A 24634-nucleotide genomic window follows, 5' to 3' on the forward strand; every position below is an offset into this window, starting at 1 on the left:
TCATGGACCCTCTGAAGGGTTCCGCACCTCGCCGCCATGACCGGAAGGCGGTGACGCGTGCACGCCGGTGGCATCGACCGCGACAACGAGGCCGCCTGGGATCTGCTGATCGGGGATCTCAACAATGGTGACTGCATCCCCTTTCTCGGCGCGGGAGCCAGCGCGGAGCGGCTCCCGCTCGGTGGTCAGCTCGCCGCGAAATGGGCCGGCAAGATCAACTACCCGTACGCGGATTCCGACAACCTGGCACGCGTGATGCAATACGCGACCACGATGGTCTATCGTGACGCAACCAGGACGAAACGCGAATTCCTGAGGGCCGAGTTCGCCAACGCGACCCCGCCCGACCGGACGGACCAATTCCCGGTGCACGCGGTGCTGGCCCGCTACCCTCTCCCCCTGTACATCACCACTAACTACGACGACTTCATGTTCCTGGCGCTGCAGCAGGCGAGGAAACAGCCCATTTGGGACTTGTGTCCGTGGTATGCGATGTCTTCCGACGACTGGACCGGGAGCCCTTTTCGTGAACCAGCCTTCACCCCGTGCGTGGAGCGGCCACTCGTGTTCCATCTGCACGGCCACCACAAGGAGCCGCACTCGATCGTGCTCATCGAGGACGACTACCTCGACTTCCTGGTCAGGCTGGCCCAGGACGGCAGGCACACCAACGCGTCGTCCGCTGCCCTCCGCGGCGGACACCCGATGACGCTGCTGCCCTTCCCGGTCCGCACCGCGCTGCGGACGAAGGCGCTGCTGTTCATCGGCTACGGCCTGCGCGACTGGACGTTCCACGTCATGTTCCGGACCCTGCTGCACGGCCTGCCCGGCACCATGCGCAGGGAGCACACGAGCATCCAGCTCAACCCGGACGACCACTCCGCCGAGGAGCGCCAATACCTCGCGCGCTACTTCCAGGCCCAGAGCATCCGCATCCTGTGGGAGACCCCGCGCTCGCTCAACGACAAGCTTGCCGCCGGACTCCGGGGGACGCCATGACCAGCAATCCCGAGCCGTACGTCGGCCCGCGCCCCTTCCGCCGCACCGAGTCCGCCCTGTTCCACGGCAGGTCGGAGGAGGCCCGCCACCTGCGGGACGCCTGGCTGTCCGAGCGGGTGGTGGTGCTCCACGGCCCCGCCGCCGTCGGCAAGACGTCCCTGCTGCACGCCGGGGTCCTCCCGCTGCTCGACGACGAGCCGCGCACGCTGACCCTGCCCGTCGGACGGCTGATCCACCAGCCCACCTGGCCGCTCGCGCACGCGTCCGGGCCGGGCGGCTACCGCTTCACCCTGATCAGCAGCTGGACCCCCGCCCGCCAGACCCCCGACCCCGGGCAGACGGTCGGCTCGGCGCTGGAGAGCATCCTCGCCGGCGCCGCCCCGCACCGGGTGCTGGCCGCGATCGACCACATGGAGGAGCTGTTCACGGCCTTCCCCGCCCGGCTGCCCGAGCGCGACCGCCTCATCGGCGAGCTGGCCCAGGCCCTGCGGGACCTGCCGCTCAACCTGCTGCTCCTGGTGCGCGACGACCAGCTCGCCACGCTGAGCGGCTACGAAGGGCTGCTGAGCCCCCAGCCGTTCGCCTATGTGCGCCTCGACGGCCTGGGGCAGGCGTCCGCGGTGGCCGCGGTGACGAGACCGGCCTCGCACAGCGGCCACCGCTACGCGCCCGGCGTGGCGGAGCGGCTGGTCGAGCGGCTGCGCAAGACGACCTACACCGACCGGCTGGGCGAGAGCGTCGAGATCGTCAGCGAGCGGGTCTCGCCCTTCGAGCTGCAGATCGCGTGCGCGGCGCTCTGGTCCGGCCTGGGCGACTACGACGACACGATCACCGCGGAGCTGCTCGCCCAGCTCGGCGACCTCGCCGGGATCCTCGCCGCCTACTTCGACCGCGCGGTCCGCGACGTGAGCCTGGAGACCGGCGTGTCCGAGCCGGAGCTGCGCGCCTGGATCGAGACGACCTTCATCACCGAGCGGGGCACGCGCGGCACCGCCTACCGCGGCCTGACGCAGACCGCCGACATGCCCAACGCCGTGGTGGACGCCCTGGTGGCCCGGCACATCCTCACGGAGGAGCAGCGCGCCAGGAGCCTGTGGTACCAGCTCGGCCAGGAGCGCCTGGTCGAGGCCATCCGCACCGCCCACCACGTCACGCCTGCCCGCGACCGGCCGCAGGAGCACACGCCCGCCGACTTCCGCGCCGCCGCCGAGGCCGCGCTGGGTGAGGGCAACTTCATCTCGGCCCGCCGCTTCGCCGACGTGGCGGCCAGCCGCTCCTTGGAGCAGGGCGACGAGCGGCAGTTCGCCAACCTGCTGGCGTTCAAGGCGGAGGTGGCCAGGGTCGAGGGCGACCTGGAGGCCGCCAGGGAGACGCTGACCGCGGCGCGCTCGCAGTTCGAGAGCCAGCAGGACGCCCTGGCCACCGTACGGGTCCTGACGGCGCTCGCCGAGGTCTGCCTGTCGATGGGCAGCCCCGACGAGGCGGTGGACCTGGGCCGGCAGGCGGTGGCCAGGATGCCGGGAGACGTCCCGGCCCGCACGCTCCTGGCCCACGCGCTCTGGCGGGCCGGCTCGCCCGCGGACGCGGAAGCCGCCTTCAACGACGCGCTCGACCTGGACCGCAACGCCGCCCGGGCACTCTACGGCCGGGGCCAGGTCCGGATCGCGCTCCGCGACTTCCGCGGCGCGCTGGCGGACCTGGACCGGGCGCTGGCGCTCGGCCTGCCCCGGTCCGAGGAGGACCTGGCCAGGGAGGCGCGCGAGCAGGCGCTGGGGCGGCTCCGCGGCTATCCGGAGAGCTGAACCGAGGCGCGAGCAGGCACTGAGGCGGCTATCCGGAGAGCTGAACCGTCGCGATCTCCCACGGCTTCAGCGCCAGGCGGAGCACGCCGTCCGCGACCGGGAGCCGATCGCCGGGGCGGCCGCGCAGGTCGGCGTGGCGGGCCTCGGTGAAGGCGCCCTCGATGACGGCCTCCGTGGCGGCCGGCGTGAGGGCCACGACCCTGAGCTCCTGCCGGTCGTCACGCATCCGCAGCGAGGTCATCACCACGCCGTCGCCCGTCACCGACAGCCCGGACGCGGGATCGGGCAGCGCCGAAGCGCGGTCGCCCTGGCCCGGGACCACGAGCAGGTCGTGGCGGAAGGTCTCGGCCTGCGGCACGACCTCCTGCCAGGACTCCGCGTAAGGCATCAGCGCCAGGCTCACCGAGCGGATCCCGCGTGACTGGGCGGCCGGGGTCGGCAGCTGCGGCCCGGCCGGCTCGGGACGCAGGGCGTTGCGGTTGCGGGACAGGTAGGCGACCGAACGCAGGAGCGTCAGGGCCAGCTCGCCGTCCGCCACCTCGTACTCCGTCACGTGCTCCAGCAGCGCCGCCACGCCTCCGGCCGCCACCCACGAAGAGGCGGGGAAGGTGGGCAGCGGGGTCTCGCCGCAGCCGCCCTCCGAGGTGAGCCCGCGGGTGACGACCGCGAACTGGCCCTCGGCGTGCGACTCCGTCGCGGGGGCAGGCATCGGCACGTGCAGCCGAACCCGATGGTCCGCGCACCGGTTGTCGAACTCGACGCGCAGGCGTGCGTACGGCTCGCCTGCCCGCAGCTCGACGCGGGTGGTGACGACGATCTCCTCGGTCCGCGGGGCCCGCGAGGGAGCGGGCAGCTCGGGCGCGCCGTCGATCCCGTCCCCCGATGCCGGCCACCGATACGTACGCCGTACGTCCACCGCCGCCACCAGCGGACCAGAGCAGATCAGCTCCGTCTCGACGGACGACGGCTCGGACACGAGCAGGTCGTCGGCCGGAGGCGCGTGGTTGTAGGTGTCGCCGACGTCGCCGCCGTCCACGATGCGCCCGGCTCCCGTGACCGTCGTGCCGTCCGCGCCCACCAGCGTCAGCGTGCCGTCGCCGGCGATCGTGACCCGCAGCAGGCCGTTGTCCAGCACCTCCTCGTCGCCGCGCACCGGCGCCGGAGCCGGCCGGCCCTCGCCGGCGGGCGACACCTGCACCTGCTCGCGGGGCACCGGCCGGATGCTCGTGTGGCCCAGCGGCGGGACCTCCACCAGGGCGGCGACCGTGCGCCTCGGCTCGGCGAGGATGCGCACCCGCCGCACGCCGCCGGTCGCCGCGCGCAGGTCGTCCAGGTCGAACACGGCCGACGTCTCCCGCGCCACCGTGAACGTCAGCGTCTCACCCTCCACCGACCACGCCGTGATGTGCTGCCCGTACAGCTCGGTGCCGTGGACGAAGGTCAGCGCCGTGGCGGCGTCCATCTCCTCGTCCAGCAGCAGCGTGGGCGCGTACTCCAGCGGCTGCACCGGCACCGGCGCGCCCGAGGGGTCCACCAGCGGGTCGGTGCCGGCCACGTCCACGACCACGACGCCCCTGCGCGTGGCGGGTGTCGGGTTGACGAGGAGCACCCCGTCGGAGGGCACTGATGCGGCCAGCCGGGCGGTCACCATGTCGCGTACGGCCTGGCCGAGGTGCTCGGCCTCGGCGATGCGCGCGGCCACCTGCTGGGCCGTGTCGTCCACGCCGCAGCCGGTCACCGAGTCGTGGCCGCTGGCGTCGACCAGCCGCCACCACGCCATGTCGAGGAAGCGGCCCGGCCACTCGGCGCCCCAGAGGGTGGCCAGCGGCTCGGCGTAGCGCTCGACCATCCGCTCGGCGCGGCCCATGGCCTGCTTGACGTGGGCCCGGACCGAGATGACGCCGGGCAGGATGTTGGCGCGGGCGTGGGAGCGCAGCTCGCCTTCGACGCGCGGCAGTCCGTCCACCTCACCGGAATATTTCCCGATATATCCGGACAGGGTGTCCATCCGGGCGCCGATCGCCGCCACCATCTCCGGCAGCCCGCGCACCGGCGCAGAGTGATCCGTGCCGTACATGGCGAGCAGCGCGCCCTCGGGCCCGTGCCACTCCCGCATGGTCGTGACGAACGCGGCCGCCCGCTCGGCCAGCCCGGCCGAGTCCGAGAACAGGTGCGCTCCGTTCCCGTAGCCGCCCGCGGGCAGGTACTGGGTGCGCAGCGCCGTCCCGTCCGGCGCGACCCAGGCGAAGGCGTCCGTGGTCACCGAGGACGGCACCCCGCGATAGACGCACGCGTGCAGCAGCCCGGCCTTGCGCAGGATCTGCGGCATCTGCGCCGTGTGCCCGAACATGTCGGGCAGGTATCCCACCGGCATCGCCCCGCCGAGCTTGTCCGCCCGGCTCATGCCCAGCTCGAGGTTGCGCACGATGTTCTCACCCGAGCACAGGAACTCGTCGAGCAGGATCTGCCACGGCCCCACCGCCAGCCGCCCCGACTCGACGAGCGCGGCGATCCGGTCGCGGTTCTCGGGCCGCACCTCCAGATAGTCGTCCACGCAGGCCAGCTGCCCGTCGAGGGTGAAGTGGTAGGCGGGCTCGCGCTCCATGGTGTCGAGCACCTCGTCGAGCAGCGCCACCAGCCGCAGCCGGAAGCGCTGGAACGGCTCGTACCACTCGCGGTCCCAGTGCGTGTGCGGTACGACGACAATCTCGGCGCTCATGCGCCCTCCTCCGTCGGTCGCATGAGCGCGACGCTACTGTGTTTGATTGGTCGCTCGCTCCGCTCGCTCATGGCCTCCCCTCCGATGGGCAGATCATGCTGTACGGCGTAACGAGCGGCGATCCGCTGGGCGGTCACGATGTCCTCCAGCCCGCCGCCCGCGTCGGTGAGGGGCGGCTTGCCATCGTTCACGAAAGCATGAAAGGCGGCCAGCTGTACCTCGAACGCCTCGGTCACGTCCCGGTATTCGGTGCGGCTCTCGGCGCCGGAGACCACGGTGAGCGTGGTGGGCGCGTTCATCAGGTAGGGCGAGGGGAAGACCAGCTCCAGCGAGCCCTTGTCGTGGTGGATGGCCACGGTCTCGCGGTAGGCCGGGTAGTCCTCCAGGTAGTGCCAGCGGATGGAGAACCGCCCCCGGGCGGGCAGGGGCCCGGCGATCTCGATGGACCCCGGCGCGGGCCCCCACGCCTCAACGTACGAAATTTCCGCAGGTGACCCGGTAAAGCGCCTCAAGAGCGACAAGTCGTGGCATATCGATCCCAAGGCCACCCCGTACAGCGCCCGTACCTGCTCCGGCGCCGACTCCCCCAGCGCCCGCGAGACCAGGTCGCGCTCGGCGGCCCGCAACGAGTCGAGCAGCCCCGGATCCACGTCCCGCGCCTGCGTCAGGTTCGCGAACGCCAGCTGCGACTCCCCGCTCGGATGCAGCACGGTCACCTCGACCGACCTGATCGCCTCCGGTCCGCCCAGCTCGGCCAGCAGTTCCTCGGCCCGGCGCACGGCCGGGTCGTACTGCTTCATGTAGCCCACCATCAGCCGCCCCTCGGGGAGGCCGGCCACCTCGGCCCTGGTCAGCGCGAGCGGCTTCTCGCACAGCACGGCGTACCCGCCGGCCAGCGCCCGGCCGACCGTCTCCCCGTGCGAGCCCGAGGCGAGCACCAGCACGGCCTCGAAGCCCCCGGCCGAGAGCAGCTCAGCCACCGACGTGAAGCGCCCGGCGGCGCCCAGCCGGTCACCCACCGCGTCGGCGAGCGTCCGCGACAGGTCGCAGACCGCGACCACCTCGAACAGGTCGCGCCGCCTCGACAGCAACGGCACATAGACCGCCTGCGTGACGGCGCCGCATCCCACCAGCGCGATTCTCACAGTCCCAAGTCCTCCAGCCTGCGGCGGTTGGCCGCCTGGTCGGCGATGTTCTGGGCGACGGTGCGGCGTCCGGGCAGGGTGTCCTGCTCGATGACGACCCAGCCCGCGTAGTCGATCTCGTCCAGGACGCGCACCACGGCGGGCAGGTCCAGCTCGCCCTCACCGAGCGGGGCGAACCCGCCGCGCCCCATGAGCTCGCGCAGGTCCACGCCGTCGGCCAGGGCCTGGGCGAGGATCTTCGTGTCGCCGTCCTTGATGTGCACGTGCCCGACCCGGCCCGACCAGTCGCGCAGCGCGCTCACCGGCTCGCCCCCGGCCAGCAGCAGGTGACCGGTGTCCAGGCAGAGCTGCACGTCGGTCAGCTCCAGCAGCCGCTCGACGTCGTCGGGGGTCTCGACGTAGGTGCCGAGGTGGTGGTGGAACACGGGCTCCAGCCCGCGCTCGCGGCACCGGTCGACCGCCCTCTGCACCCGGGCCGCGTAGCCCGCCCGCTCGGACGCCGCCAATCCTGGAACGCTCCCACCCGGGCGCGCGAACCGCTCCGGCGACCCCGAGCAGGCCAGCGTGGGCCGCGGCCCGAACCCCTCGGGCGCCGGCGGCGCGGCGGCGAACACGTCGAGCGCGGCCTCCAGCGCGGGCAGCCCGGCCTCGTACGCCGCCGCGTCGCCGTAGGGCAGGTCCACCCAGCCGCCCGCGAGCAGCAGCCCGTTCCCGGCCAGCCGGTCGGCGAGCCCGGATCCGGTGCCCAGGTAGCCGATCGGCCCGGAGTCGATGCCCTCGTACCCGGCCTCGGACAGCGCCCGGACCATCTCGTCGGCGCTCAACGGCGGCGGCTCGGTGGCCAACTCGAAGACCCCGAAGCTCACGGGCGCGTTCGCAACCTTCACTCGCATAGCGCGATCACCTCGTTCTCGTAGGTTTCCAAGCGGTGGCGTCCGTCAAGGGCGCGCAGCAGGACGCGCTCCCCGCGTACGACCTGCCGGGTGCCGTCGGGGCGTACCAGGACCAGGCCGTCGGCGTCCAGGGCGAGCAGTTCGTCGCCCAGCCTGAGCAGCAGCGGGCCGTCGGGGCCGGTGGAGACGGCGGTGCGCCCGGCGCGGACGCCGTCCAGCACCGTGCTCGTGTCCTCGGCCAGCACCCACGTCGTCGGCCCGCCGGGCAGGCCGTCGGAGCCGTGACGGTGGAAGTCGCTGCCGCCGATCGCGATCACGTCGTCACGCCAGGCGTCCGCCCAGGCCAGCGGCGCGCCCCAGCGGCGGTCCCACCAGCCGGAGCTCCAGACCTCGGCGATCCGGGGCCGCCGGGTGATGGGCAGCAGCCAGGCGCAGTCGCCGCCGAGCGGGTGGTTGATCGAGATCAGCCCGCCCGCGCGCTCGGCGTGCTCGACCCAGGAGTCGGCCGGCTGCCGGAAGTCCACCCAGCCGACCTCCCCGAACACGTTCGCGTGGCCCCGGTCGGTGGTGACCTCCTGACCCGGGATGAGCGTGATCCCACGGTCGATCTTGCCCAGCCAGGGGTGGTGGCTGACGGTGTTGTGGTCGGTGACGGCCAGGAAGTCGAGGCCGCGCCCGTGGGCCAGCTCGGCCAGTTCGGCGATGGTCAGGCTGCCGTCGCTGTGCAGGGTGTGGGCGTGGAAGTCACCCGCGAACCACCGCAGGCCGTCGACGGAGGGCACGTCCCGCCGGGGCGGGCGCTCGCCGTGCGGCGGCTCCTCGGCCACCGGCTCGGCGGGGGCGACGGCCGAGGTGGTGATCTCCAGCGAGTAGTCGAGGCCCTGCGGCGGGATGCGGTGCAGCCGCAGCCACACGTGCCACGTGCCCGCCTCCGGCTCGCCCGGCAGGTAGCCGGGCGTCGCCCAGTCCGGGGTGATCGTGTACTCGTCGCGCGCGCCGCCCGACCAGCCGCGGAAGCCGTCAGGAGCGCCGCAGCCGAGGTCGATGACACCCTGCGACCGGTCGTACGCCAGCCGCACGGTCACGGCGGCGGTCCCCGCGGGCACCTCGAAGGGCACCTCCCGCAGGATCCGCTCCAGCCGGTCGTCCAGGCTCCAGTGCCCTCTCAAACCAATTCCCCGTCCCGGTAGACGAGGGCGCGGTCGCGCCGGGGCGTCGCGTAGCCGTCGTCGCCGATCTCGGGCTCGCTCCCCTCGGGCACGACGGCCTGCACGGTCACGTCGTTGACGTCGAGGGTCACCAGGTGGGACGCGCCGAGGTTCTCCACGATGGCCACCTTGCCGCCCAGCGCGCCCCCGCCGGGCTCGGGCGAGTAGGCCAGGTATTCGGGTCGCACGCCGTACACGATCTTCTCCCCGTCGGAGAGCCGTCCCTCGGCCGAGGCCGGGACCGCCACCTTGCACCCTGCCACCTCCAGCGTGTCACCTCGTACGACGCCGTCGAGCAGGTTCATGGGTGTCGAGCCGATGAATCCGGCCACGAACGTGTTCGCGGGCCGCTGGAAGACCTCGGCCGGCGTGCCGATCTGCCGAATGTGCCCGGCTTCCATGACGGCCATCCGGTCGGCCATGGCCAGGGCCTCCGCCTGGTCGTGGGTGACGAAGACGGTGGTGACGCCGAGCTCGCGCTGGAGCTTCTTCAGGAACGTACGCGCCTCCAGCCGCAGCCGGGCGTCCAGGTTGGACAGCGGCTCGTCGAACAGGAACGCCTGCGCCTGCGTGGCCATCACCCTGGCCAGCGCCACCCGCTGCTGCTGCCCGCCCGAGAGCTGGCCCGGCCGCCGGTCCATGAGCTGTTCGAGCCCGAGCCGCGCCCCCACCTCGGCGGCCTTGTCACGGCGGGCGCCCTTGGCGACCTTCTTGATGCGCAGCGGGTAGGCGATGTTGTCCGTGACGTCCATGTGCGGGAAGAGCGCGTAGTCCTGGAAGACCATGGCGACGTCCCGGCCGCCGGGCTGCACGCCCGTCACGTCCCGGTCGCCGATGACCACGGCCCCGCCGGTGGCGGTCTCCAGGCCGGCGATCGTGCGCAGCAGTGTGGTCTTGCCGCAGCCGGAGGGGCCGAGCAGGGCGAAGAACTCGCCGTCGGGGATGGCCAGATCGAGCGAGTCGAGCGCCTTCACCCCGCCGGGATAGACCTTGGTCAGCCCGCGTAGTTCGATTCCGGCCATTAACGCTTGATCCCTCCGTGGAAGCGGAAGCCGTACTTCTTGCTGACGAACAGGTACATGAGCACCACGGGAACCGAGTACAGCAGGCCGAACGTGGACAACATGCTGAGGTTGGCCTGGCCGCCCTCGGTGTAGAGGGTGTACGTGATCACCGCCGCCGGCTGCTTCTCGACGTCGCTCAGCAGCAGGTACGGCATGAGGAAGTTCCCCCACACGTTGGCCACCGCCCAGACCCCGACCGTCGCCAGGCCGGGCCGCACCAGGGGCACGACCACGTGCCGCACGATCTGCAGCGGCGTGGCCCCGAAGACCCGCGCCGACTCCTCGTACGACTTCGGCGTGGAGTCCATGAAGTCCTTGAGCATGAAGATCGCTGCCGGCAGCAGCCCGCCGGTCAGGATGAGGATCAGCCCGAGCTGCGAGTCGATGAGGTTGAGCTCGACCGCGAGCTGGAACAGCGGCACCATGGCCGCCGTCCCCGTGATGATCGACGACAGCAGCAGCAACGCGTAGAGCAGCGCGTCCCGGCCGGGCAGCCGCACCCGGCTCAGCGCGTACGCGGCCAGCGCCGCCAGGATCACCACCAGCACGGCCGTGCCGACGGACAGCACCAGGGAGTTGTAGAGGGACGGCAGCGCGTACGGATGCTCGGCCACCGCCCTGAAGTTGTCCAGGGTGAAGTCGGGGACCTTGACCTCGTACGTCGGGTCGGAGGTGAAGGGCGCCGTCACCAGCCACAGCAGCGGGATCGTGAAGAAGGCCAGCAGTACCGCGATCAGCGTGTAGAAGCCGATCCGGCCCAGTACGAAACGGGTCATTTCCTACTCCGGAGCAGCCGCAGGTAGAACACGGCCACGACCAGGTTGATCAGCAGAATGATCGCGGAGACCGCGGCGCCGTAACCCAGCTCGCCGCTCTGCAGCGCGACCTTGTACACGTGCACGGCCAGCACCTCGGACTTGCCGTCGGGGCCGCCGGCGGTCAGCAGGAACGGGGTGAAGTCGTTGAACGTCCACAGGCTGATCAGCAGCAGGTTGGTCAGGACGTGTCCTCTGATGTGCGGGAACACCACGTCTCTGAGCTGCTGCCAGCCGGAGGCCCCGGCCAGCCGGGCGCTCTCCAGGTGCGAGGGCGGCACGTTCCCGAGCGCGGCGCCGTACAGCATCATCGAGAACGCGGTGCCGCGCCAGATGTTGAACACGATGATCGACAGCATCGGGTGGTCGAGCAGCCAGGCGAAGCCCTGGATGCCGAGCAGCGCGTTGAGCGTGCCACCGTCGCGGTCGAGCAGTGCCACCCACAGGAACGACACGATCGCGCCGGGCAGGATCCAGGCCAGGATGACCAGGCCCTCGACCAGCCGCTTCAGCGGGCCCCGCCGGTCGCGCAGCAGCCAGGCGATGGTGAAGCCGAGCCCGACCTGCCCGATGACCGCCGAGCCCAGCACGAACTCGACGGTCAGCCAGGTGGAGCTCCAGAACTCGGGGTTGGCGGCCGCGTCAAGAAGATTGCCGAGCCCCACGAACTGCGGCTCCGCGGCGGCGGCGCCGGTCAGGCGGTAGTTCGTGAGGGCGAGATAGAGCACCCAGAGCGCGGGGAAGACCAGGAACGCGGCGACGAGCAGCAGGGCGGGGGCCACGAAGACCCCTGCCCGCAGCCTGCCCAGGCCCGCCGCGTCCGAGCTGTAACGGCTCGGCGCGGCGGCCTCGGTGGCCTCAGGAGGCGATGTTGCCAGGGCCACCGACGATTCCTTCGAGCTTCTTCTGGTAGTCGGCCGCCGCCTGGTCGGGCGCCGTGCCGCCCACGACCGCGGCCGTGGCCTCCTGCAGCGCCACCGACACCTGCGGGTAGACGGCCACCGGCGGCCGGTAGGCCGTCAGCGGCAGCACCTTCTCCGAGATGTACGTCAGCAGCGGCTCACCGGCGAGGATCTCCTTGTTGACGTCGGTGCGGGGCGTGATGCGGACGTTGCCGTCCTTGGTCTCCTCCTTCAGCCCCTCCGGCGAGAGCGTGAAGGTCGCCAGCTCGAAGGCCTCCTTCGGGTGCTTGCTGTTGGGGTTCACCGTACGCAGCGCGCCGCCCGACATGCTGACGAAGTCCTGGCCGCGGATGCCCTTGCCGGGCTCCATCGCGGGGATCATGGCATAGCCGACGACCTGGTCGCGGTCGGCCATCTTGGCCACGCCGGTCGCGGGGTTGACGACGCCGCGCCAGAAGTAGTCGCCCTCCATCAGGATGCCGATCTTGCCCTCGGCGAACTGCTGGAACGACTTGTCGCGGCCCTTGGCCTCCTGCTGGAGCTTGGGGTCGCCGAGGCCGCCGCCGTAGATCTTCTGGTAGAGGCCGAGCGCGTCCTTCAGCGGCTGGGAGGCTCCCGCCCACTTGCCGTCCTTCTGCACCTCGCCGCCCGCGCCCGCGAGCAGCGGCAGCACGCCCTGCATGGAGGTGGCCTCGCCCATCGCCGTGCCGGCGTTGATCTGGATCGGCACGGGCACGCCGGAGGACTTCAGCTTCGTCCCGGCGTCGAGGACCTCCTGCCAGCTCTTCGGCTGCCAGTCGGCCGGCAGCCCGGCCTTCTGGAAGAGCGTCTTGTTGAAGTAGAGCACCCGGCCGTCGGTGCCGACGGGCAGCGCGTACTTCTTGCCGTTGAACGTGGCCAGCCCCTGGACGGCCTCGGGGATCTGCGACCAGCCGTCCCAGCTGTCGGCGTCCGCGCCGACCAGGTCCGCCAGCGGCTTGAGGTAGCCCGCCTCGGCGAACTCGCCGGCCCAGATGCCGTCGATGTCGATCACGTCGGCGCCCTTGCCTGACTTGAGGTCCAGGGAGAGCTTGGTCTTGTACTGCTCGTCGTCGACGCCGCTGGGGACGAACTTGACCTTGACGTTCTTGCCCTTCGCCTTCTGCGCCGCCTCGAACTTGGGGATCACCCAGTTCGCGATGAAGTTGGCGCCGGCGGCGTTCTTCCCGCCCGCGATGGCGTTCTGGGTGATCGTCAGCTCGATGGCGTCACCGCCTCCGCCGCCGCCGGACGACTGGCCGCAGGCTGCGAGCCCCAGCCCGGCCGCGGTGATGACCGCGACCACACCTATCGACCGTTTCCGCAATGCCATCCAAACCCTCCGACAGGTCCGTAAGGAGGTAACACCATGGGCCAATATGTCATGACATCCATATGACGTAAAGGCCTGGCCAAATTTGCGGAGAGTGCTCACACGCTGTGTCTTTGCTCAGCGGGCCGGGAGCCAACCGTCCGAACAGGCGCGTTGTGCGTCGCCCGGGGGTTTGAGCCGAGGGACATTAGGTTACATAGCGGACATCCGAATGTCATGACAATATGCCATAGTGTCGAAGGTAAGCTCCATCCTGGAGGTGCTTTGTACGACCTGATCACGTTCGGGCGCTCCGGCGTCGACGTCTACCCGCTGCAGACCGGTGTCGGCCTGGCCGACGTCGAATCCTTCGGCAAGTTCCTCGGCGGCAGCCCCACCAACGTCGCCGTCGCCGCGGCGCGCCACGGGCTGCGCTCCGCCGTGATCACCGGCGTGGGAGCGGACCCCTTCGGAGAGTTCGTCCGCAGGGCGATCCGCGGGTTCGGCGTGGACGACGCCTTCGTGAGCACCGTCGAGGGCCCGCCGACCCCCGTGACGTTCTGCGAGATCTTCCCGCCCGACCACTTCCCGATCTACTTCTACCGCGGCGAGCATCCGCCTGACCTGCAGATCTCCCCGTCCCATCTCGACCTCGGGGCCATCGCGGAGACGAGCCTGTTCTGGTTCTCGCTGACCGGGCTGAGCCAGGAGCCGAGCGCCGCCGCCCATGCCGCCGCGCTGTCGGCGCGCACGTCGGGGTGGACCGTGTTCGACCTCGACTGGCGGCCGTCGCTGTGGAAGTCGCGGGAGGCGGCCCACGAGGCCGCGCGGCGGACGCTCCCGTACGCGAACGTCGCGGTCGGCAACCTCGACGAGGTGGAGAACGCGGTCGGCGTGCGCGACCCGGAGGCCGCCGCGCAGGCGCTCCTGGACGCCGGGGTGAAGGTCGCGATCGTGAAAATGGGCCCTGAGGGGGTTCTCGCGCGTACCTCCGAGGAGAGCGTGGTGGCGGAACCGGTGGAGGTGAAGGTGGTCAACGGCATCGGAGCGGGTGACGCGTTCGGCGGGGCGATCTGCCTCGGGCTGCTGCGCGGCTGGCCGCTGGAGCGGACGGTGCGCTTCGCCAACGCGGCGGGCGCGTTCGTGGCCGCCCGGCTGGCCTGTGCCGACGCCATGCCGTCCACGGCCGAGGTGGAAGACCTGCTGAACGGAGCGGGCTCTTGAGCGACCTCACCCTGCCCAGGACCTCCGGCTACGAGCGGCTCACCCAGATCCGGGCCACCCGGCCGGAGGAGATCGCCGAGGCCGCGGCCCGGCGGCAGCGGCGCGGCCTGCCCGGCGAGGGCGAGCGGCTGCTGATCATCGCCGCCGACCACACGGCCCGCGGCGCCCTGGGCGTACGCGACCGGCCGATGGCCATGGCCAGCCGCGCCGACCTGCTCGACCGCCTCCAGGTGGCGCTCTCCCGCCCCGGCGTGGACGGCATCCTCGCCTCCCCCGACGTCATGGAGGACCTGCTCCTGCTGGGCGCTCTGGAGGGCAAGCTGGCCTTCGGCTCCATGAACCGGGGCGGCCTGCTGGGCTCGGTCTTCGAGGTGGACGACCGCTTCACCGGCTTCGACGCGGCCTCGATCGACGAGATGCGCCTGGACGGCGGCAAGATGCTGCTCCGCATCGACCCGGCCGACCCCGCCACGGTGGCCACCCTGGAGTCCTGCGCCCGGGCCGTCACCGACCTGGCCCGCCACCGCCTGCCGGCCATGGTGGAGCCCTTCTGGGCGCGGCGCTCCGAGTCGGGGGCACTGCGCAACGACCTGTCCCCCGAGGCCGTGATCCGCGCGATCAGCGTCGCCCAGGCGCTCGGCACCACCTCCGCCTACACCTGGCTCAAGATCCCGGCGGTGGCGGAGATGGAGCGCGTGATGGCCGCCACCACGCTGCCCGCGCTGCTGCTCGGCGGCGACCCGCCGGACATCGACGCCGCCTACGCCGACTGGGACCGCGCGCTGAGCCTTCCCGGCGTACGCGGCCTCGTCGTGGGCCGAGCCCTGCTCTACCCTCCGGATGACGACGTAGCGAAAGCGGTGGACAACGCCGCGGCACTGGTACGGGAGACCCGCGCATGACATACGTTCCGTTCGGCAAGGCCGCGAACGGCCCCTGGTCCGTCGAGATCACCCCGTCCCTGGCGGGCTGGACGTACTCGGGCCTGCGCATCGTGGACCTGACGGACACGCCGGTCTCGTTCGACACCGGCGACGAGGAGACGCTGGTCCTCCCGCTGTCGGGATCCTGCACGGTCACCACCTCCGCCGCGACGTTCGAGCTGACGGGGCGGCCCTCGGTCTTCAGCGGGCCGAGCGACTTCGCCTACGTCCCGATCGGCTCCCACGTCACCCTCCGGGGCAGCGGGCGCATCGCCCTGCCCTCCGCCCTCGCCACCCGCGCCCTCGAGCCCCGCTACGTGCCCGCCGACCAGGTCTCGGTCGAGATCCGCGGCGCGGGCCAGGCCACCCGCCAGGTGAACAACTTCTGCGCCCCCGGCGCCTTCGACTGCGACAAGCTCATGGCCGTGGAGGTCATCACCCCGGGCGGCAACTGGTCGTCGTACCCGCCGCACAAACACGACACCGACAACCCCGGCGAGGCGGTCCTGGAGGAGATCTACTACTTCGAGGTGGCCGGCCAGGGCAACGCCTACCAGCGCGTCTACTCCTCCGAACGCGGCCACATCGACACCCTGGCCGAGGTCTCCTCGGGCGACGTCGTCCTCGTCCCGTACGGCTACCACGGCCCCGCCATGGCCGCCCCCGGCTACGACCTCTACTACCTGAACGTCCTGGCGGGCCCGGCGGAGGAACGCTCGATGGCCTTCTGCGACGACCCCCGCCACGCGTGGATCCGCTCCTCCTGGGAAAGCCAGCCCACAGACCCGAGACTGCCGTTCGGGAGGACTTCATGACCCATATGACCGTCGCCCAGGCTGTCGTGCGCTTCCTGGCCCAGCAGTGGAGCGAGCGCGACGGCGTGGAGCGCAGGTTCTTCGGCGGCTGCTCCGGCATCTTCGGCCACGGCAACGTGGCCGGGCTCGGCCAGGCGCTGGCCACCTCCACCGAGGACCTCCCCTACCACCTGAGCCGCAACGAGCAGGCCATGGTCCACACGGCCGCCGCCTACGCCCGGGCCAGCAACCGCCTGGCCACCCTGGCCTGCACCACCTCCATCGGCCCCGGCGCGACCAACATGATCACCGGCGCGGCGGGCGCGACGATCAACCGGCTGCCGGTGCTGCTGCTGCCCGGCGACATCTTCTCCACCCGCGTGGCGGGCCCGGTGCTGCAGGAGCTGGAGGACCAGCGCTCGTACGACATCTCGGTCAACGACTGCTTCAAGCCGGTCTCCCGCTACTGGGACCGGATCAACCGCCCCGAGCAGCTCCCGTCGGCGCTGCTGGCCGCCATGCGCGTGCTCACCGACCCGGCCGAGACCGGCGCGGTGACGCTGGCGCTGCCGCAGGACGTGCAGGCGGAGGCCCACGACTGGCCGGAGGAGCTGTTCGCGCGCCGCGTCTGGCACGTCCCCAGGCCGCGCCCCGAGCGGGCCGCCGTGTTCCGGGCGGCCCAGCTGGTCAAGTCGGCCGTGCGTCCGCTGATCGTCGCGGGCGGCGGAACGATCTACAGCGAGGCCACGGAGCAGCTGCGGATCTTCGCCGAGACGTACGGCATCCCGGTCGCCGAGACGCAGGCCGGCAAGGGCGCGCTCCCGTACGGGCACCCGCTCGCCGTGGGCGCGATCGGCGCCACCGGCACCACGGCCGCCAACGCGCTGGCCCGCGAGGCCGACCTGATCATCGGCGTGGGCACCCGCTACAGCGACTTCACCACCGCCTCCCGGACGATCTTCGCTCCCGACGCCCGCTTCCTCAACCTCAACATCACCGCCTTCGACGCCGCCAAGCTGTCGGGCCTGCAACTGGTCGGCGACGCCCGCGACGGGCTGGCGGACCTGGTCGAGGCGTTCGCGGGCTGGAGGGGCGCGCCGGAGGACTACCGCGCGCGGGCCGCCGAGCTGACCAGGGAGTGGGACGCGGCGGTGGACCGGGCCTACTCGCTGGAGGGCTCGCCGCTGCCCCAGTCCGCGGTGATCGGCGCGGTCAACGCCGCGGCGGCCGAGGACGGCGTGGTGGTGTGCGCGGCCGGCTCGATGCCCGGCGACCTGCACAAGCTCTGGCGGCCGAGCGGGCCCGGCAACTACCACGTCGAGTACGGCTACTCCTGCATGGGCTACGAGATCGCCGGCGGGCTGGGCGTCAAGATGGCGGTGCCGGAGCGCGAGGTGTTCGTCCTGGTGGGCGATGGCTCGTACCTGATGATGGCGCAGGAGCTGATCACCGCGATCTCCGAGGGGATCAAGCTGGTGGTCGTCCTGGTGGACAACTCCGGGTTCGCCTCCATCGGCCGCCTGTCGGAGAGCGTGGGCGCGGAGCGGCTCGGCACCTCGTACCGGCATCGCGACGGCGGGCCGCTGCCCGTCGACCTGGCCGCCAACGCGGCCAGCCTCGGCGCCACGGTGCTGCGCCCCGAGTCGGTCGCCGACCTGCGCAAGGCGCTCGAGGAGGCCCGCTCGGGTTCCAGGACCACGGTGATCTACGTACGCACCGATCCGATGGCGGACGACGCCCCCTCCTCCGAGGCGTGGTGGGACGTGCCGGTCGCGGAGGTCGGCGGCACGACCGGCGCGGCACGGGAGACGTACGAGGAGAACAAGCGCTCCCAGCGCCCCCACCTGACGCCGCCCGCCTGACCAGGGTTGCCCCCCATCCCCTCGGGGAAGGCCTCTGACCAGGCACGATAGGGGGCAGGGGATGGGGCCGTGGCGGCTGCTCGGTTGGGTCGCGCTGATCGCGGTGGTCGGCTTCTGCCTCAACCAGATCGCCACGGTGGTCATCTCGGTCATCGTCGGCGTGTTCATCACGGCGCTGCTGCTGCCTCCGGCCCGCTGGCTCAGGTCACGCGGGGTGAACCGCGCCCTGGCCACCGCGATCGTCTTCGTCGGCGGGATCGTGCTGGCCGGAGGGCTGATCGCGCTGCTGGTGCCGCCCACCATCGACAGCGTCGCGCAGCTGCGGGTCAGCCTCACCAGGGTGCTCGACAACCTGTACGACCTGACCTCCAGGTTCGGGGTCGACCCGCGCAAGCTCGCCGCGCAGGCCAAGGAGTACCTGACCGCCCAGGGCCGCCAGATCGCCACGGGCGCGCTGGCCGGGGTCAGGACCGCGGGCGAGATCGTGGTGGGGGCGGCGGTGGCGTTCGTCCTGTCGGTGTACTTCGTGCACGGCGGCGACCGGCTCTTCCACTGGCTCGTGGAGCTCGCGCCCGTCTCGGCCAGGGCCCGCATCACCGAGACCGGCGTCCTGATCTTCTCCGTGATCGGCCGCTACATCCGCGGGATCGCGATCGTGGGTGCGGTGGACGGGTTCTTCATCGGCCTCGCGCTGTGGATCCTGGGCGTGCCCATCGCGCTGCCGCTGGCGGTGCTGACGTTCGTGGGGGCGTTCCTGCCGATCGTGGGGGCGTTCACGGCGGGGCTGCTGGCCGCGGTGGTGGCGCTCGTGGCCAAGGGCTGGCTGGTGGCGCTGATCGTGGTCGGGGTGACCGTGGCCATTCAGCAGATCGAGGGGCACGTGCTGGCGCCGCAGGTCTACGGCAAGGCTCTCGACCTGCCCGGAGTGGTCATCCTGGTGGCGATCGCGGTGGGCGGCCTGCTCTGGGGGATCATCGGCGCGTTCCTGGCCGCTCCCGTGACCGCGGTGATCGTGGCCCTGCTGCACAGGCCGCGGGCCGAGCCCGCCCCGGTCACTCTCGCTCCGCCGCGACCTCCTCCAGCGACTCCCGCGACCAGGTGAGCCGCCCGGCCCGCAGGTCGTCGATGACCGCGCGCAGCCACCGGCTCTCCGCGGCCGTCACCTCGCGCAGGTATTCGATCTCCAGCATGGTGACGCGCGGCAGGTCGGCATCGTCGGCCAGGCTCGCCTCCAGCCCGGCCAGCGTTTCGGCGACCGCCCGCTCGCGCCGCTCGAGCGCCGCCGCCAGGTCCTCCGGGGCGAGCATGAGCGCGTTCGCCAGCGCGGCCGGGAACTGCGGGAACTCCTGCTTGGGCGTGGCCAGCATCTCGTCCAGCCACTTGAGCAGCGCCGTCCCGCCCTCGGCGGTGAGCTCGTAGACCGTGCGCTCGGGGTACTGCTGGTCGCGCTCCGTCTCCCGGACGCTGATCAGGCCGGCCTCCAGCAGCCGGTCGATGGTCCGGTAGAGGCCGGCCCGCTGGCCCACGTTGACCACCAGGTCCTTGCCCCACCGCTTGAGCATGCGCTGGATCCCGTACGGATGCAGCGGCTGGTGGCGCAGCAGCGCCAGCACGGTCAGAGCGAGCGGCGAGCCACGATCGAGAGCCATGGGCCAATAATAGCCTCAAAATTACTAGTTGACGCGAAACTAGTTTCACTGCAACTATCAACCTCATGAGCGACATCGAACGCATCCACACCGACCACGCCGTCACCCGGCGCCTGGGCAACTGGACCACCGCGGGCCGCTGCGAGATCCGCACCCGCTACGGCCAGACCACCGTCGACCTGCGCTCCCCCGGCCTGCCCGCCGAGATCGAGCTGCGGCTCGACCTCGACCGAGGCGTGGTCAAGCTGCTGGTCCCCGAGGACGCCACCGTCGAGCACCAGGACCTGCGCTGGAGCGGCAGGGGCCAGGTCAAGGACCACCAGGCGCCCACTGAGGGCTCCGCGCGGCGCATCCGCCTGGTCGGCAGGGCCGCCGGCAGCGAGATCCGCGTCCGCCGCGGCGGCGTCGCGATCATCACCGCGATGTTCTCCCCCGAGTACGTACGCGACGTCCGCCAGGCCCACCGGAACGGCACCCACCCGACCGTCGACGACCCCGCCCGCACCCTGGAGAAGGCATCGTGAAGCAGACCCCCGTCCTGATCATCGGCGGCGGCTACGCCGGCCTCGCCTCGGCCCTCTTCCTCTCCCACCACGGCGTGCCCTGCCTCCTGGTCGACCGCCACCCCGGCGTGTCGCTCCTGGGCAGGGCCCGGGGGATCAACCCGCGCACCCTCGAGATCTACCGGCCGCTCGGCCTGGACGAACGCGTGAAGGAGGCGGGCCGGCCCTTCGACGAGGAGGCCGGCGTGGCCCGCTGCGCGACGCTGGCGGGCGAGTGGCAGTGGCTGTTCGGCGACGAGTCCCCGCGGGCGTTGCCCGAGCTGACCGCGGGCGAGCTCTGCATGGCCGACCAGAGCACGGTCGAGCCCATCCTGATCGAGGCCGCCCGCGCCAAGGGCGCGGAGCTGTGGTTCGACACGCAGTGCCGGTCGATCGAGCCCGACGCCGACGGCGTGACGGCCGTGGTGGAGGACCGCGCCACCGGCGAGCGGCACACGATCAGGGCCCGGTACGTGATCGGCGCCGACGGCTACGGCGGCGCCACCAGGGAGCGGCTCGGCATCGCCCGCACCGGCCTCGGCGCCCTGCGGCACTTCGTGACCTACGTCATCAAGGCGGACCTGTCGGAGATCATCACCAAGCGGGCCCTGTTCTGGATAGTCGGCGAACCCGGCGGCACCGCCTCGGCGGCGTTCGTCTCGCACGCGCTGCCCGACCACTGGGGCCTGTCCCTGCTCTACGACCCGGACAAGGAGTCGCCCGACGACTTCACCGACGAGCGCTGCGTCGCCGCGGCCAAGGCGGTCATCGGCCGCGACGTACCGGTCGAGATCGTCAGCAAGGCGTCCTGGACGGAGGCGGTCGGCGTGGCCGACAGCTACCGCTCCGGCCGGGTCTTCCTCGTCGGTGACGCCGCGCACGTGTGGCCGCCCGCCCAGGGGCTGGGAGCCAACTCGGCCGTCCAGGACGCGCACAACCTGGCCTGGAAGCTCGCCGCCGTGCTCGCGGGGCAGGCCTCGGACGCGCTGCTCGACACGTACGAGGCCGAGCGCCGCCCGGTGGCGCTGGAGCTGGCCGACGTGACCGTGCGCAGCCAGGCCGCCAGGTTCGGCCCCGGCCCGGAGGACGACTTGGTGGACCCGATCACGTGCGTCCTCGGGCAACGGTACGCGTCCACGGCGATGGCCGGGACCCCGCCCGAGTCGGTCTTCGGCGACGGGGTGCCACGGCACGCCCGTCCCGGCACCCGGGCCCCGCACCTCTGGCTCTCCCTCGACGGGCGGCGGATCGGCGTCCACGACCTGTTCCACGACTCGTTCGTACTGCTGTGCGGGCCCGGCGGGGAGGAGTGGGCGCGGGTGGCGGTCGAGGGTGTGCGGGTGTACCGGGTGGGGTCGGAGCTGATCGACGTCGAGGGACACTGGGAGTCGCGGTACGGCTGCGACGCCGTCCTGGTGCGCCCGGACGGCTACGTGGCCTGGCGCTCGGACGATTCGGCGAGCGAGGCCGACCCGGCGACCCGCCTGACAGCCACCCTCCACCAGATCCTCAACTGACCCCGCCGGCCCTCACCGGCCCGCGAGGGGAGCGGGAGGGTCAGAGGAGCAGTTCCAGCTCCAGCTCGTGCCGGATCGGGATGCCGTCGGCCTCGGCGGGGATGCCCGGCTTAAGCTCCCGCGCCCGGTCCACGCCGTTGCGGCGCAGGGCGATCAGGTCGAACCCGTACCGCTGGTAGAACCGCAGGGCGTGCGTGTTGTCGTTGGTGGTGACCAGCCAGAGCCTGGCCGCCCCGCCCTCGGCCGCGACGGCGCGCACCGCGTCCAGCAGCGCCGCCCCCACCCCCCTGCCGGGCACCACCGCGTCGATCGTGATGATCTCCACGGAGTCGCCACGCCCGGCGTACGTGATGATCCCGGCCGGCTCGCCCTCGATCTCGGCGATGAAGCCCGGCTGCGCGGCCGCGTCGACCAGCTCCCCGCGGCCCAGGGCCACCACGGTCGAGCCGCCCCAGCTCTCGGTCAGCACCCGGGTCACGTACGCGAGATCTTGCGGCTCGATGGGACGCACGGATATCGCCATGTCCCTCATTATGAGATCTATGCGATGGGTAACGTTCGACTGCTTCGGAACACTTGTTGACTGGCGGCACGGCATCCGCACCAGCGCCGAGCTGATCGCGCCGGGTCAGGGGGCGCGGCTGCTGGAGGCGTACAACCGGCACGAGCACGTCGTGCAGGCCGAGTCCCCGACGCTCCGCTACCGCCACGTGCTGGCCGAGGCGCTCCGCAGGGCCTGCGCCGACGAGAAGGTGGAGCTGAACGAGGACGACGCCCAGGTGCTGGGCACGACGATCCCGTACTGGCCGGTGTTCCCCGAGGTGGGCGCCGAGCTGTCGGCGCTGCGTGGCGCGGGCTGGCGCCTGGCGCTGCTCACCAACTGCGACCGCGACCTCATCGCCGAGACGCGGCGGCGGCTGCCCGTGGCGTTCGACGCGGTGCTGACGTCGGAGGACGTGGGCGCGTACAAGCCGGCCGACGCGCACTTCGAGACCTTCAGACGCTCGTACGAACCCACTCAATGGGTGCATGTGGCGCAGAGCTACTTCCACGACATGGTCCCCGCCCACCGCCTCGGCATCCCGCGCGTGTGGATCAACCGCCAGGGCGAGCGACCCGCCGACGAGAACATCATCCAGCAGCAACTGCCCGACCTCGGCGGGCTGCTCTCCGTGGTCGAGAACGCCTAACGCCGCTGCGCCAGCACGTCCGCGATGCCGGCCAGGAAGGAGTCCACGTCCGCGATGAGGTAGCCGGACCGGAACAGCACGGTCGAGAACTTCGCCGCCCGCACCTCCTTGGCCGTCACCGGGAAGTCGGTCGTCCCGCGCAGGGTGGCCACGATGCGGTCCAGGAAGGCGTCGATCTCGTCCTCGTTGTAGCCGGTGCCCATGCGACCCGGGCGGAAGGCCACCCGTTCGACCCGGGCCGCCTGGGTCTCGAACCACTCCTCGCGCAGCATCTCGCCGGTCGGCTCGGCCATGGCGAGGCGTACCGGCCGCTTGGCCTGGGTCTCCAGCGCCACCACGAACGCCTCCAGGGCGAAGTCGACCGCGGTCTCGACATATCCGCCACGCTTGGCTCGGAACGTGGCCCGCCGCACGTCGTCCGCGCTGACGGGCTCCACAGTGGGCATGCCCCTGCCCAGGGTCGACTCGATCCGCCCGATCAGGGCGTCGACTTCGGCGGGGTCATAGCCTGAACGCATACCCATGACGCGTGGAAAGCGATTCAAGCCCACTCCTCTTGAGAACGTGCTGGGGGCGTCTCCATTGTGGGGCTCTTTGTGCTAGCGATGCGACCCGACATATAGCGTTACAAGACCATGCGTCTGTCCAAGGTCTCCTTCCGCTACCGAAGACGTGATCCTTTCGTCATCGAAGACGTCGACACCCAGCTCGCCCCCGGCGATGTGATCGAGCTGACCGGCGTGAACGGGGCAGGCAAGTCGACTCTGCTCCGCCTCCTCGCGGCCCTCACCCGGCCCACGACCGGCACGATCGCCGGGCGTCCCGAGGCGGTCGGCTTCGCTCCCGACCGCTTCCCGACCGCCCAGCCGTTCACGGTCACGGCCTATCTGCACCACATGTCCCGGGTACGCGGAGGCGCCCGCTGGGAGCCGTGGGCCGAGCGCCTGAACATGGGCCACCTCCTCACCGTCGCCCTGGGCGAGCTGTCGAAGGGCAGCGCGCACAAGGTCGGCCTGGTCCAGGCGCTGATGTCGGAGCCCGGGCTGCTGATCCTGGACGAACCGTTCGCCGGGCTCGACGTGGACACCCGTGAAGCGCTCCCTTCGATCGCCGGTGAGGTGGCGGACCGCGGCGGCATCGTCATCGTCAGCGACCACCAGGGCGGTCTGCGCTCTCTGCCCGAGATACGCCATTGGTCGCTGGTGGACGGCCGCCTCAAGGAGAGCACGACGGCACCCGGTCTCGAACCGGTCGAGGACAGGGGGACGGTCGTGGCCGTCACGGTGCCCGCGTCCGAAGTCCACGACTTCCTCGCCAGGATGCGCGGCGAGGGTTACCTGGCCCGCGAGATCGAGGAGTCCGGATGATCGCCCTGGCCACGTTCCGGCTGGCCGCCTACATCCGTTCGCACCGCATGTTCCAGGCGCTCCTCCTGGCCCTCGCCATGCTGGCGATCCTCTACGGCAGCCGGGCGCCGCGCGGTGGCGAGGCCTCGGCCCTCACGGACGGCGCCGTGCTGATCATCCCCATCCTGGCCTGGGCGGCCAGGAGCCTCCTCGACACCGAGCCCGACCGGCAGCGCGAGCTGTCCGCGATCCAGGTGGGCGGGCGGGGCAGGGAGGTGGCAGCGGGGCTGATGGCGGCGTTCGCGACGTGTGTGGCGTTCGCGGCGCTCGGCATGGGCGCGGCGCTGCTGCTCGGCGTGAGCCAGGCTCCGTCGCGCGGCGTGCTGGCCGCCGCTCTCGTCCTGAACGCCCTGGCCGCGCTCACCGGCACCGCGCTGGGCGCCCTCACCAGCCGTGCGGTCATCAACTCCCCCGCACTTTCGATCATGGGGCTGCTGCTGGGGTTCCTGGCGATGCTGCTGCTCAGCTCCTCGCCCCTGCACTGGCTCACCGTCCCGCTCATCGCCTGGATGAAGGCGGCGAACGGGGGCCACCTCCTCGACCAGCTCCCCGAGCTCGGCGCCATCACCCTGGTCTGGTGCCTGATCGGCCTGGGGGCGTACGTGTGGCTCCGGCGTAGGGTAGGTTAGTGAGCACTCACTCACCCTAGA

Annotated in this window: 23 protein-coding genes; 12 read left to right on the forward strand and 11 right to left on the reverse strand. The window is 71.7% G+C overall.

All coding sequences use genetic code 11. From position 1 onward, the window contains the following. Window positions 1-57 precede the first annotated feature (57 nt). On the forward strand, window positions 58-999 hold the full coding sequence (locus tag AB0L65_RS27580) for an SIR2 family protein (protein WP_350738981.1): 942 nt from the start codon (window positions 58-60) through the stop codon (window positions 997-999). Beyond that, complete coding sequence (locus AB0L65_RS27585) at window positions 996-2801, forward strand: tetratricopeptide repeat protein (protein ID WP_364250601.1); 1806 nt, start codon at window positions 996-998, stop codon at window positions 2799-2801. Before AB0L65_RS27580 ends, AB0L65_RS27585 begins: the two co-directional genes overlap by 4 nt. Window positions 2802-2829: 28 nt before the next feature. Here AB0L65_RS27585 and AB0L65_RS27590 read toward each other — a convergent pair whose 3' ends face one another. The 8 genes from AB0L65_RS27590 to AB0L65_RS27625 are packed head-to-tail and all read right to left on the reverse strand — an operon-like array spanning window position 2830 to window position 12898. Next, window positions 2830-5520 (reverse strand): glycoside hydrolase family 38 C-terminal domain-containing protein, encoded by a 2691-nt coding sequence (locus AB0L65_RS27590; RefSeq protein WP_364250604.1) that lies wholly within the window; start codon window positions 5518-5520, stop codon window positions 2830-2832. Continuing rightward, entirely contained in the window at window positions 5517-6665 is a 1149-nt protein-coding gene (locus tag AB0L65_RS27595) for a Gfo/Idh/MocA family oxidoreductase (RefSeq protein WP_364250607.1), read from the reverse strand. Before AB0L65_RS27595 ends, AB0L65_RS27590 begins: the two co-directional genes overlap by 4 nt. Next, on the reverse strand, window positions 6662-7558 hold the full coding sequence (locus tag AB0L65_RS27600) for a TIM barrel protein (RefSeq protein ID WP_364250610.1): 897 nt from the start codon (window positions 7556-7558) through the stop codon (window positions 6662-6664). The genes AB0L65_RS27595 and AB0L65_RS27600 overlap by 4 nt, the downstream gene beginning before the upstream one ends. Beyond that, window positions 7549-8727, reverse strand: coding sequence for a CehA/McbA family metallohydrolase (locus AB0L65_RS27605; protein WP_364250613.1), 1179 nt, complete (start codon window positions 8725-8727; stop codon window positions 7549-7551). Before AB0L65_RS27605 ends, AB0L65_RS27600 begins: the two co-directional genes overlap by 10 nt. Next, on the reverse strand, window positions 8724-9788 hold the full coding sequence (locus tag AB0L65_RS27610; RefSeq protein WP_364250616.1) for an ABC transporter ATP-binding protein: 1065 nt from the start codon (window positions 9786-9788) through the stop codon (window positions 8724-8726). The genes AB0L65_RS27605 and AB0L65_RS27610 overlap by 4 nt, the downstream gene beginning before the upstream one ends. Then, complete coding sequence (locus AB0L65_RS27615) at window positions 9788-10606, reverse strand: carbohydrate ABC transporter permease (protein ID WP_364250619.1); 819 nt, start codon at window positions 10604-10606, stop codon at window positions 9788-9790. Before AB0L65_RS27615 ends, AB0L65_RS27610 begins: the two co-directional genes overlap by 1 nt. Beyond that, window positions 10603-11529 (reverse strand): sugar ABC transporter permease, encoded by a 927-nt coding sequence (locus AB0L65_RS27620; protein WP_364250622.1) that lies wholly within the window; start codon window positions 11527-11529, stop codon window positions 10603-10605. Before AB0L65_RS27620 ends, AB0L65_RS27615 begins: the two co-directional genes overlap by 4 nt. Beyond that, the gene (locus AB0L65_RS27625) at window positions 11504-12898 is read right to left on the reverse strand and encodes an extracellular solute-binding protein (RefSeq protein WP_364250625.1); all 1395 of its coding nucleotides are present in this window, start codon (window positions 12896-12898) and stop codon (window positions 11504-11506) included. The genes AB0L65_RS27620 and AB0L65_RS27625 overlap by 26 nt, the downstream gene beginning before the upstream one ends. A 264-nt stretch (window positions 12899-13162) precedes the next feature. Here AB0L65_RS27625 and iolC point away from each other — a divergent pair, with 264 nt between their 5' ends. The 5 genes from iolC to AB0L65_RS27650 all read left to right on the forward strand — a co-directional run bounded on the left by iolC (window position 13163) and on the right by AB0L65_RS27650 (window position 18782). Continuing rightward, window positions 13163-14101, forward strand: a complete 939-nt coding sequence (gene iolC / locus AB0L65_RS27630) for a 5-dehydro-2-deoxygluconokinase (RefSeq protein ID WP_350739009.1) — start codon at window positions 13163-13165, stop codon at window positions 14099-14101. Further along, complete coding sequence (locus tag AB0L65_RS27635; RefSeq protein ID WP_364250628.1) at window positions 14098-15003, forward strand: deoxyribose-phosphate aldolase; 906 nt, start codon at window positions 14098-14100, stop codon at window positions 15001-15003. Before iolC ends, AB0L65_RS27635 begins: the two co-directional genes overlap by 4 nt. Continuing rightward, window positions 15000-15839 carry a 5-deoxy-glucuronate isomerase gene (iolB, locus tag AB0L65_RS27640; protein WP_364250631.1) on the forward strand — a complete coding sequence of 280 codons (840 nt, stop codon included), beginning with the start codon at window positions 15000-15002 and terminating at the stop codon, window positions 15837-15839. The genes AB0L65_RS27635 and iolB overlap by 4 nt, the downstream gene beginning before the upstream one ends. A 5-nt stretch (window positions 15840-15844) precedes the next feature. After that, the gene (iolD, locus tag AB0L65_RS27645) at window positions 15845-17680 is read left to right on the forward strand and encodes a 3D-(3,5/4)-trihydroxycyclohexane-1,2-dione acylhydrolase (decyclizing) (protein WP_364251058.1); all 1836 of its coding nucleotides are present in this window, start codon (window positions 15845-15847) and stop codon (window positions 17678-17680) included. 61 nt (window positions 17681-17741) lie between these two features. Continuing rightward, window positions 17742-18782, forward strand: coding sequence for an AI-2E family transporter (locus AB0L65_RS27650; RefSeq protein ID WP_364250634.1), 1041 nt, complete (start codon window positions 17742-17744; stop codon window positions 18780-18782). On the opposite strand, the gene AB0L65_RS27655 is transcribed toward AB0L65_RS27650, so the two are convergent. Further along, window positions 18733-19329 carry a PadR family transcriptional regulator gene (locus tag AB0L65_RS27655; RefSeq protein WP_364250637.1) on the reverse strand — a complete coding sequence of 199 codons (597 nt, stop codon included), beginning with the start codon at window positions 19327-19329 and terminating at the stop codon, window positions 18733-18735. The genes AB0L65_RS27650 and AB0L65_RS27655 overlap by 50 nt on opposite strands. 65 nt (window positions 19330-19394) lie before the next feature. Here AB0L65_RS27655 and AB0L65_RS27660 point away from each other — a divergent pair, with 65 nt between their 5' ends. Beyond that, complete coding sequence (locus tag AB0L65_RS27660; protein WP_364250639.1) at window positions 19395-19853, forward strand: hypothetical protein; 459 nt, start codon at window positions 19395-19397, stop codon at window positions 19851-19853. Continuing rightward, a complete protein-coding gene (locus AB0L65_RS27665) occupies window positions 19850-21388 on the forward strand; it encodes an FAD-dependent monooxygenase (RefSeq protein WP_364250642.1) in 1539 nt (512 codons plus the stop codon). Before AB0L65_RS27660 ends, AB0L65_RS27665 begins: the two co-directional genes overlap by 4 nt. A gap of 40 nt (window positions 21389-21428) precedes the next feature. On the opposite strand, the gene AB0L65_RS27670 is transcribed toward AB0L65_RS27665, so the two are convergent. Continuing rightward, a complete protein-coding gene (locus AB0L65_RS27670; protein ID WP_364250645.1) occupies window positions 21429-21911 on the reverse strand; it encodes a GNAT family N-acetyltransferase in 483 nt (160 codons plus the stop codon). Window positions 21912-21930: 19 nt separating this feature from the next. On the opposite strand from AB0L65_RS27670, the gene AB0L65_RS27675 reads away from it, so the two are divergent. Next, window positions 21931-22578: an HAD-IA family hydrolase gene (locus AB0L65_RS27675; protein ID WP_364250648.1), complete on the forward strand. Its 648-nt coding sequence runs from the start codon at window positions 21931-21933 to the stop codon at window positions 22576-22578. Here AB0L65_RS27675 and AB0L65_RS27680 read toward each other — a convergent pair. Beyond that, window positions 22575-23129 carry a DivIVA domain-containing protein gene (locus AB0L65_RS27680; protein WP_364250650.1) on the reverse strand — a complete coding sequence of 185 codons (555 nt, stop codon included), beginning with the start codon at window positions 23127-23129 and terminating at the stop codon, window positions 22575-22577. The two genes, AB0L65_RS27675 and AB0L65_RS27680, sit on opposite strands and share 4 nt — an antisense overlap. An 84-nt stretch (window positions 23130-23213) precedes the next feature. Here AB0L65_RS27680 and AB0L65_RS27685 point away from each other — a divergent pair, with 84 nt between their 5' ends. Together AB0L65_RS27685 and AB0L65_RS27690 are read left to right on the forward strand one after the other, a co-directional pair. Further along, window positions 23214-23945, forward strand: a complete 732-nt coding sequence (locus AB0L65_RS27685) for an ATP-binding cassette domain-containing protein (RefSeq protein ID WP_364250653.1) — start codon at window positions 23214-23216, stop codon at window positions 23943-23945. Beyond that, a complete protein-coding gene (locus tag AB0L65_RS27690) occupies window positions 23942-24613 on the forward strand; it encodes a hypothetical protein (protein WP_364250656.1) in 672 nt (223 codons plus the stop codon). Before AB0L65_RS27685 ends, AB0L65_RS27690 begins: the two co-directional genes overlap by 4 nt. Window positions 24614-24634: the final 21 nt, after the last annotated feature.

Source organism: Nonomuraea sp. NPDC052116 (assembly GCF_040680035.1).
Classification (GTDB): Bacteria; Actinomycetota; Actinomycetes; order Streptosporangiales; family Streptosporangiaceae; genus Nonomuraea; species Nonomuraea angiospora_A.